This window comes from Nonomuraea sp. NPDC050536 (genome assembly GCF_044457685.1).
Taxonomy (GTDB): Bacteria; Actinomycetota; Actinomycetes; order Streptosporangiales; family Streptosporangiaceae; genus Nonomuraea.
In genome coordinates this window covers 19105-27413 of record NZ_JBITHD010000042.1, presented here as the reverse complement: position 1 = coordinate 27413, position 8309 = coordinate 19105, and the positions used below count along the sequence as shown (strand labels likewise).

The window sequence follows — 8309 nt, the reverse complement described above, 5'->3', positions numbered from 1 at the left end:
GTCACCGTCGGAGTCACCGTCGGAGTCACCGTCGGAGTCACCGTCGGAGTCACCGTCGGAGTCACCGTCGGAGTCACCGTCGGAGTCACCGTCGGAGTCACCGTCGGGGTCACCGTCGGAGTCACCGTCGGAGTGACCGTCGGAGTGACCGTCGGGGTCACCGTCGGAGTCACCGTCGGGGTCACCGTCGGAGTGACCGTCGGGGTCACCGTCGGAGTGACCGTCGGGGTCACCGTCGGAGTCACCGTCGGGGTCACCGTCGGAGTGGGAGTCGTTGTTACGCATTCGTCGATGTCGACGGTGTTGGTATCAAGGCTGACCTGACCGTTGCGGGCCAGGAGCCGGCCGTTGATGGTGGCGCCTGTGTTCGCCGAAATCGAGGTCAGGGCGAGAATGTTGCCGACGAACGTGGAGTTCGTTCCCAGTGTCGCCGAGCTGCCCACTTGCCAGAAGACATTGCACGCTTGCGCGCCGTTGATCAGGTTGATGTTGCTGCCCGATCCGGTGATGAGCGAGGAGCCGATCTGGAAGATGAAGACGGCCTTGGGATCATTCTCGCCGTCGAGAGTGAGCGTGCCAGTCAGGCCGAGTGTGGAATTGGCAGCGTAAATACCGTGCGGGAGTGTCAGGCCGGTGAGGTCGGCCGGAACACTAGTGGCCGGGGTTCGGCCGGCAGCATCGTCGTATGCGATGGTCAAGTCAGATTGCGCCTGAAGGGCTACGGCATCAGCACTGTGCTGATTTCCCAGCACTATTCCAGGCGGGAACCCGGTGATCGCGGTACCCGGGCTCACCCCCAAGTCGTCGCTAATGATACTGGGACCGGTGTTGGTGACCGCGCTCCCAGCCAGAACCGAGAAACTTTCGGCCGTTCCCAGGTCCACGGTGGCTACCTGAGCTACGCTCTCGCGAGCTTGCACGAGAAAGAATGCGCCGATGATGGGGACGAGTATCAGAATCGCCGCCATTCGGGAAAGCCCGGGCAGCCTGAGCAAGGCCTGTGCAAAGGTTCCGTTCATTAGCGCGTCATTCTCCCGGCAGAAGGGCATCGGATACGCCCGGTTCTTCTCGTTCACATAAGGCGAGACATTCACCTGCGCGAGATATCAATCCGCCGGACCTACCGCCATCGGGCAGTTGGCGCCCCGCGAAGCCCCGAGAGTGCTATCCCCCGCGACTTGGCACGCTACTTGCAGGCATCAGCCATAGTGAGTGCCAACACTTAAATGACACATAAAACTCGATCAACTTTGAGTGCAAGCCTACACTTCGACACAAACGAGGATTTTGGTCAGTGAGGTGATCACAGCGAAATAGTTCGGGGCGATTGGGATTTCTTGGACGCCGCTGATGACGTTCCGGGCCTTTCGGGAGGAGTTGCCGAAGGCCGGAAACAGACGTGGAGCCCTCGGTAGAAGAGCTCTCACCACAAGAATTCCCAGCCGCCGGAAGGCTCCACGTGATTGCTCATCGTGCCACGCTCGACATCTCCCGCGCACTCGTTCAGCACGTCGCCCGGCTCCTGCGGGATGAACACCGGCTGCGCGGCACCCCCAAAGACAGCCGGGCCCTGAGCCCGTTCCGGCAAGCGGTCATGGTGCTGCGCTGGTTCCGAGGCGAGCACGACATCCCCAAGCTCGGCCGCGATCACCGCATCTCCCGGGCCACCGCCTACCGCTATATTCACGAAGGCATCGAAGTTCTCGCAGCTCAAGCACCGGATCTTTCCGAAGCTCTCGTCCGCGCCCAAGCCGAAGGACTGGCGTACGTGATCCTGGACGGCACGCTGATTCCCATCGACCGCTGCGCCGAGCAGACCATCAGCGTCAAGGGCGAGTCCATCGATGTCTGGTACGCGGGCAAGGCTCACCAGCACGCTGGCAATCTCCAAGCGCTGTCGGCACCAGGCGGGCTGCCGTTGTGGATCGGCGAGGTCGAGCCCGGCTCCGTCCATGACCTGTCCGCCGCCCGCCCGCACGTGCTGGGCGCGCTGTACGCCGCTGCCGCAGCCGGCTTGCCCACCCTCGCCGACAGCGGCTACGACGGCGCCGGAATCGGCATTCACACGCCAATCAGGCAGCCCGAGGGAAACCAGATCCTCAGCCCGGACAACCGCACCTACAACCGGCTCCTACGAGCCCTGCGCTGTCTCGGCGAGCGCGGATTCGCCCTGCTCAAAGGCCGCTGGCGCACCCTCCAGCACATCACCGTAAGCCCCAGCAGAATCGGCGACATCGCTCGCGCGGCGCTCGTCCTCACCCATTTCGAGCACGACTACCTACCGGCAATTCGCTGAGATCACGTCAGTTAGTCCACTTTGCCCCTTGTGCCGCGCAAGCGCTAATTGACTGCCAGGCAGGAGCAGCAGGAGGCCCGCGCGCGCACTACATCAGAGACCTCCTAGTAATTACGCCAGTCTCTGAAAAGTCGGCATCTGCTGACATCACGTTCACAAGAACTGTGCTTTCGGGCCATATAAGGTGCCCAGCCGCACACTGGACGTGAGGGGGCCTCTACTTGAACAGGGGGGGCACAGAAGATCATCAGTCGCCAACGAGTCATAGAGTTGCAAATCATGAGTCTCACCGACCGAGGCCCCAGCAAATCTTTGCATTTATCGGACCAGGGACAAGATGATTGGCAGCTTTCGGCAGTGCTATATCTGGAACGCCCTCGCAGGTCGGAGCCGTGGCGTCCAACATTGCATCGACCGTGCGTTCTGAAGTGACGCCACCTCTCTCCTCTCAGGATCGTTCACCGGGTTATTGGAGTTTTTCTTTGCGTGATTGCTTTCACCTCGACAGGCCCAGCCGTGGGGCGGGCTGGTCGACGAAGATGATCGTGTACGGCGCGCTAACGATCACGCCCCTGGCCGCCGCCTGCAGCACAGCCCCAGACAGGCCGTCACATGTTGCAGCACCGGCTGCGGCCACGCCGCCGATCAAGCCGGTACCCGTATCAGCGGCACAAATAGCGCGATTGCCGCGTGCAACAGCTTTCACCAGACTCCGTGGAGCACCGAAGGACTCCGGCTCACTCGATCCGGGAGATGGGAGGGTGACACATCCCACGAAACCACAGATAGTCTATGACCATCCAGGAGGGCCCCCTCTGGCGATATTGCCTACCACTGAGGTGGGGAGCGCAACATGGGTTCCGGTAGTGCAGACACAGCCAGGATGGGCTCGCGTCTTGCTGCCGAGCCGGCCGAACAAGTCAACAGGATGGATCTACAGTGACGGCGGAGGGCTGCAGAATGCATATAGCCCTTACCGAGTAGAAATCGAGCTGTCCGCTCGAAGACTTACCCTGTTCGAGGCCGGACATCGGCTGCGTTCATGGAAAGTGGCCGTGGGCGCTGCGGCCACACCCACACCGACAGGGCGGACATTCCTGCTGGCCGTCCTGTCGCCTCCCAAGCTGACCTACACCCCACTGATTCTGCCGTTGGGCATGCATTCGACTTCGCTTGACAGCTTCGATAGCGGGCCCAGCACAATCGCTTTGCACGGTTGGCCAGACAAAAGTGTGTTCGGCCGGGACATCAGTCACGGTTGCGTACGGGTTCCCGCCACTGCCCTGCGCGTATTGTCTCGCATCCCGTTGGGTAGTTCGGTCCTGATCACCGCTTGACCTCGACACAGTGGGCGATGGGCGACGCCATCATTTCAACGAGAAACTCCCGCGTTCTGAGCAACCTAGGTCAATGGCGGTCGCGTCAAGGGCTTGAGCCGATTGCGATCTCGGGCTTTCTAGCTCCGGACGAGGCCGCCAACCGATGAGGTGTCCACTCAGGAGAACGCCAACCGGCCCTGCCGGCCCTTATCTCGCTGGTGCGACGAGATGGGCTAGCAGGGCCAGTTGCCGTTGATGTCGGCTATCAGAGTTCTAGCATTGGTTCTGAACGCCTCCAGGAGCAACAGATCCCATGTTCTCGGGCGCAAGCAATGGCACGTTGATTGTTAGAAGCTGGTAAGCGAGAGCGTTGGTGGGCGGATCACAGGGGGGCGAGGGCAATGGCGCGACTCGCGGACGCGGGGCCTGCGGTCAGCAGAGGCAGGGCCAGAGCGGCAGTGGCAGCAGCCAGTGCGAGCATGCGGGAGGTGAAACGTATGAGCGGTGATTCCTTCCTTTGACGGGGTCACCACAACACTACCCTCGGTAATCAAGTAACGCTGCGCTCGACATGCCACAGCTAGATATCGTTTAATTACTTAGTGTGGAGATGCTTATCGAGTCCCCATGGTGCACATCTCTGCGGTGCGCAAAAAATGCACATGCGATGAGACCTGGAGTTCTTCGACTAGCTAGAGATCGCTATTTGAGCAAATGCTCGATCGCCCTGAGTGATTTGGCTCACCGTCACCTGGGTGACAAAACCACCAGGCGCGCCTCGACCGCTCCGACGCCACGATTCACATCGCCATGATCAACTTCATGAGTCGCCGCCTCACCGGCGACAACACCCCGACATCGCGCGGCACCTGAACCGGGACCAGACAGGATTAAACGCCCACTAAGCGAGCTTGGACGGAGAAGACGTCGAACACATCCGTGAGCTGCGATCCAAGAGGAGTCGTAGTCTCATTTGCAGTCTCAGTTCACCGTCGTTCGTGGGTGTTCATCGGGGTCCGCTCCATGGACTACAGCCCAGCTAGAGACCCCCATGACCGGCGATGAACGAAGGTCCACAGACTTGGAAAGCGTGTTGGGGGCAACCCCTCACGAGTTCGAATCTCGTATCCTCCGCCTGTTCTGAGGGGTTGTGCCGTGATCTTCGGCGCAACCCCTCTGGCGTTTGGTCTCAATTCGCGTCCCAAGGGCGCGCAGGAGACCTCCTGTGATCGACTGAGTCCATGGAAGCTGTCCTTGCCGGGCTCATTGCGATCGGCGGAACCTTGTTAGGTTCCCTCGTCACGTTCCTCTTCCAGCAGCGCGCCGCTCAGAGAACCGAACTGTTCACGATCTCTGCCCGTCTACGCGAGGAACGGATGACGGTCTACAGCGGGTTCGCTGGGGCCATCCTCGAATACCGCTCCGCCCAGTACGAGCGGGCCCTACAGGCGTTCCAGACCAAGGACAGCGTCGCGTACGCGGATGCCAGAACGCGTTCCCATGAGCTTCGAGCCGCTGCACGACACGCGCTCTACCGGGTCCACCTCCTGGCTGACGATCCTCAGATCACACGTCTCGCAGACCAGGCGATGGCCCTGGTCGCCGACCTGAATGAGGCCGAGGACAAATCCGCGCTGGCCCAACGCAACGTCGCTGTCCGTGAAGCGGTCGAGAAGTTCATCGCCGCCGCATCAACCGAGGTCACCAAGGCGAAACCCCCTTCGAGGCAGTGAGGACCAGTCCCACGGATCGCCGGATTCAAACGGCCATGCCCGTGGCGGCGGGGGCGGGAGTTGCATACGTGTTAGGTATCTCCCTAGGGTGATCTCCCCCGAGCCGATCATCGGAGTTGCCGTGCGCGAGCCGAACCCGACGCCTGCCGATCAGTGGTCCCAATGGGACACCAATCCCACGATTCCCGGCTCTTGGCCAGGGCTTGACGCCGAGCACAAGGACGGCTTCGAGATCGAGCGCAGGGGCGTCCTGGCCGTCTCCGGCAAGCTCGTCAACCTGGCCATGTCCGCCCGGCAGCTCACCCCGTACTACTACTACGGCGGTGGGGGCTTCGACCTCCACTGGACCTTGCTCCGCGAGCTGGACAAGCTGGTCAGCAGGGCGCAGTACGCCGTCTTCTCGTTCTGGGGGGATCTGCACGAGGAAGCCGGAATGGCCGGGCTCCTGATCGAGCGGGCCTCCCAGCAGTACGACCTGGCGGACCAGCCGCGGCTCGGCGACATCCCGCTCTCGGAGCTCGACAAGAGGGTCGTGGGCATGATGCCCGGCGACCCGCCCAGCCACATCCTCGGCGAGCCGAGCGAGTTCTACCCCAACGGCGGCGTGACTCTGGAGTTACCCAAGGCGATCGACTACGGCGTCGGCAACATGACCGCGGCGAAGGCCAAGGAGGATCTCGAGCGGTATCTGCCGCCGGCCGATGCCCGAAGGTGCGACCAGGCCGCCGACTCCCTGGTCGAGCTGGCCAATACCCTGCAGGGCCGCGCGCAGGACCTGCGCGACGCGCCATGGCGCGGCGCGGCCGCCGACAACGCGCAGACCGCGCTGCGCCAGATCTACGCCAGTGCGACCGCCCTGGCCTCTGTCTCCGGCAAGCTGGCGGCGGCGAACAGGAACGTCGAACAGGTCTTCAACTGGTGCCGCGAAAACTTCGAGCGGGTGGCGGATCCCGACCGTGGCGGCTGGGACGAGTTCTGGGACTTCGGCGGCACTCCCGACAGCCGTACCCGTGACTTCCTGGCCGGCCCCAACAAGCAGCTCATGGAGATCTACGACGCGATGCCGAAGCGCATCCATCAGGATCTGCCGGGGCTCATGGTCACCGACAAGAGCCTCGCCACTTTCCGCGAGCAGGTCCACTGGGTGGAGACGAGGCCCAAGAACTCGCAGTGGCAAAAGGACAACGACAAGGGCTGGCTGGAGGACAACAAGCCGATCCTCGAGGGCTACGAGGAGGCAGAGAAGAAGTACGGCTAGACCGCGACGAGCGCCTTGGTGCGGTCGGTGGCCATGTGGAGGGCGAAGACGCCCAGGATCGTGCCCGTGACGTAGCGCTGGACTTGCATCCAGATCGGGCGCTTGGCCAGGAAGGCCGCCAGGCTGCCCGCCGAGATGGCGATCAGGGCGTTGACCCCGGTGCCGATGAGGATCTGGACCGAGCCGAGTGCCAGCGACTGCAGCAGCACGTGGCCCATGGCCGGGTCGATGAACTGCGGCAGCAGCGACAGATAGAGGATCGCGATCTTCGGGTTGAGCAGGCAGGTGAACAGCCCCATGCCGAACAGCTTGCGCGGCGACTCGACCGGCAGCTCGCGCGGCTGGAACGCCGAGGTGCCGCCCGGCTTGAGCGCGTTCCACGCCACCCACAGCAGGTAGGCGGCCCCGGCCAGCTTCAGCGCCGTGTACGCCACCGGCACGTAGGCGAAGATCGCCGTCAGCCCGAGGCACGTCGCGGTCAGGTATGTGGTGAAGCCCAGGGCCACGCCGATGAGCGAGATCAACCCCGCTTTGCGCCCCTGGGTGATCGATCGAGACACCAGATAGATCATGTTCGGTCCCGGCGTCAGCACCATGCCCAGCGAAACCAGTGCAATCCCGATAAGTCCACCCGTCATGCCCGCAGAGTAACCCAGTCACTTTGCGTAGTTGATTCGCTACCTGGAAGGACGCGAGGGAGGGAGCGAGACATGGTGACCCCGGAGTCGGCAGCGCGAGAAGTGGTTCTCGATCGGCTACCGGAGCGGCGATCCCAAGCGCCGGGTGGCATCTGACGGCCCGTTTCGGGAAGCTGTCATCGAACAGCATCCGGGAAGGGATGTCGGTGATGGACTTCAGGGACGACGCTGACCTCGACGCCTCGCAGGTCGAGGACGCCGGCGGCAGCGGCTTCGGCGGGGGCGGCGGCGGTGGGGGCTTCCCCGGCGGCGGCATGATCATCGGGGGTGGCGGCATCCTCGGTCTGATCGCGCTCGTGGTCGTCCTGGTGCTGCAGAACGTGGGCTCGCACGAGACACCCCAGAGCCGGCCACCCTCGAACCTGTCCCAGGAGTGCAGGACCGGCAAGGACGCCGACCAGTCCGAGCGGTGCCGGGTCGTGGGCGTGGTCAACAGCGTCCAGGCCTACTGGCGTGGCGAAATCTCCGGATATCGACAGGCCAAGACCGTCCTGTACTCCGGCAGCCTGCGCACCCCCTGCGGCGCCGCCAGCAACGCGGTCGGCCCGTTCTACTGCCCCGGCGACCAGCGCGTCTACCTGGACCTGAGCTTCTTCGACCAGCTGCACAGCCAGTTCGGCGCCAAGGGCGGCCCCTTCGCCCAGGCGTACGTGATCGCTCACGAGTACGGTCACCACGTCCAGGACCTGCTCGGCCAGCTCAACAACGGCGGCAGCTCGGTGCCCACCGAACTGCAGGCCGACTGCTACGCCGGGGTGTGGGCCAAGCACGCGGTCGACACCGGCTTCTACGCCAAGCCCTTCACCGACTCAGACATCTCCGAGGCGCTGGACGCGGCGGCCGCGGTGGGCGACGACAGGATCCAGAAGCGCACCCGCGGCAGGGTCGACCCCGAGTCGTTCACGCACGGCACCTCGGAGCAGCGGGTCAACGCGGTCCAGCGGGGCTACAAGAGCGGCAATCCCGCCCAATGCAACGCCTCTGACCTGCTCTGACGAGGGCCGG

General features: G+C 63.4%; 7 protein-coding genes. 5 read left to right on the top strand and 2 right to left on the bottom strand.

The features are described from left to right. The coding region (locus ACIBHX_RS51940) for an ice-binding family protein (RefSeq protein WP_397076417.1) at positions 1–1094 on the bottom strand (1094 nt) is incomplete at its 3' end. A gap of 365 nt (positions 1095–1459) precedes the next feature. Here ACIBHX_RS51940 and ACIBHX_RS51935 point away from each other — a divergent pair. The 4 genes from ACIBHX_RS51935 to ACIBHX_RS51920 all read left to right on the top strand — a co-directional run bounded on the left by ACIBHX_RS51935 (position 1460) and on the right by ACIBHX_RS51920 (position 6606). Continuing rightward, positions 1460–2296, top strand: a complete 837-nt coding sequence (locus tag ACIBHX_RS51935) for a transposase family protein (RefSeq protein WP_397076415.1) — start codon at positions 1460–1462, stop codon at positions 2294–2296. Between the two features lie 539 nt (positions 2297–2835). Continuing rightward, on the top strand, positions 2836–3633 hold the full coding sequence (locus ACIBHX_RS51930) for a L,D-transpeptidase (RefSeq protein ID WP_397076419.1): 798 nt from the start codon (positions 2836–2838) through the stop codon (positions 3631–3633). 1223 nt (positions 3634–4856) lie between these two features. After that, positions 4857–5348: a hypothetical protein gene (locus tag ACIBHX_RS51925; RefSeq protein WP_397076413.1), complete on the top strand. Its 492-nt coding sequence runs from the start codon at positions 4857–4859 to the stop codon at positions 5346–5348. A gap of 88 nt (positions 5349–5436) precedes the next feature. Continuing rightward, positions 5437–6606: a WXG100 family type VII secretion target gene (locus ACIBHX_RS51920; RefSeq protein WP_397076411.1), complete on the top strand. Its 1170-nt coding sequence runs from the start codon at positions 5437–5439 to the stop codon at positions 6604–6606. Here ACIBHX_RS51920 and ACIBHX_RS51915 read toward each other — a convergent pair. Next, on the bottom strand, positions 6603–7244 hold the full coding sequence (locus ACIBHX_RS51915; RefSeq protein WP_397076409.1) for a LysE family translocator: 642 nt from the start codon (positions 7242–7244) through the stop codon (positions 6603–6605). The genes ACIBHX_RS51920 and ACIBHX_RS51915 overlap by 4 nt on opposite strands. Before the next feature lie 209 nt (positions 7245–7453). Between ACIBHX_RS51915 and ACIBHX_RS51910 the strand changes: the two genes are divergently transcribed. Then, positions 7454–8299, top strand: a complete 846-nt coding sequence (locus ACIBHX_RS51910; protein WP_397076407.1) for a neutral zinc metallopeptidase — start codon at positions 7454–7456, stop codon at positions 8297–8299. Positions 8300–8309 lie beyond the last annotated feature (10 nt).

Coding starts and splice junctions, on each gene's coding strand:
- ACIBHX_RS51910 (WP_397076407.1), top strand. CDS start 7,454: ATGGACTTCAGGGACGACGCTGACCTCGACGCCTCGCAGGTCGAGGAC.
- ACIBHX_RS51925 (WP_397076413.1), top strand. CDS start 4,857: ATGGAAGCTGTCCTTGCCGGGCTCATTGCGATCGGCGGAACCTTGTTA.
- ACIBHX_RS51915 (WP_397076409.1), bottom strand. CDS start 7,244: ATGACGGGTGGACTTATCGGGATTGCACTGGTTTCGCTGGGCATGGTG.
- ACIBHX_RS51930 (WP_397076419.1), top strand. CDS start 2,836: ATGATCGTGTACGGCGCGCTAACGATCACGCCCCTGGCCGCCGCCTGC.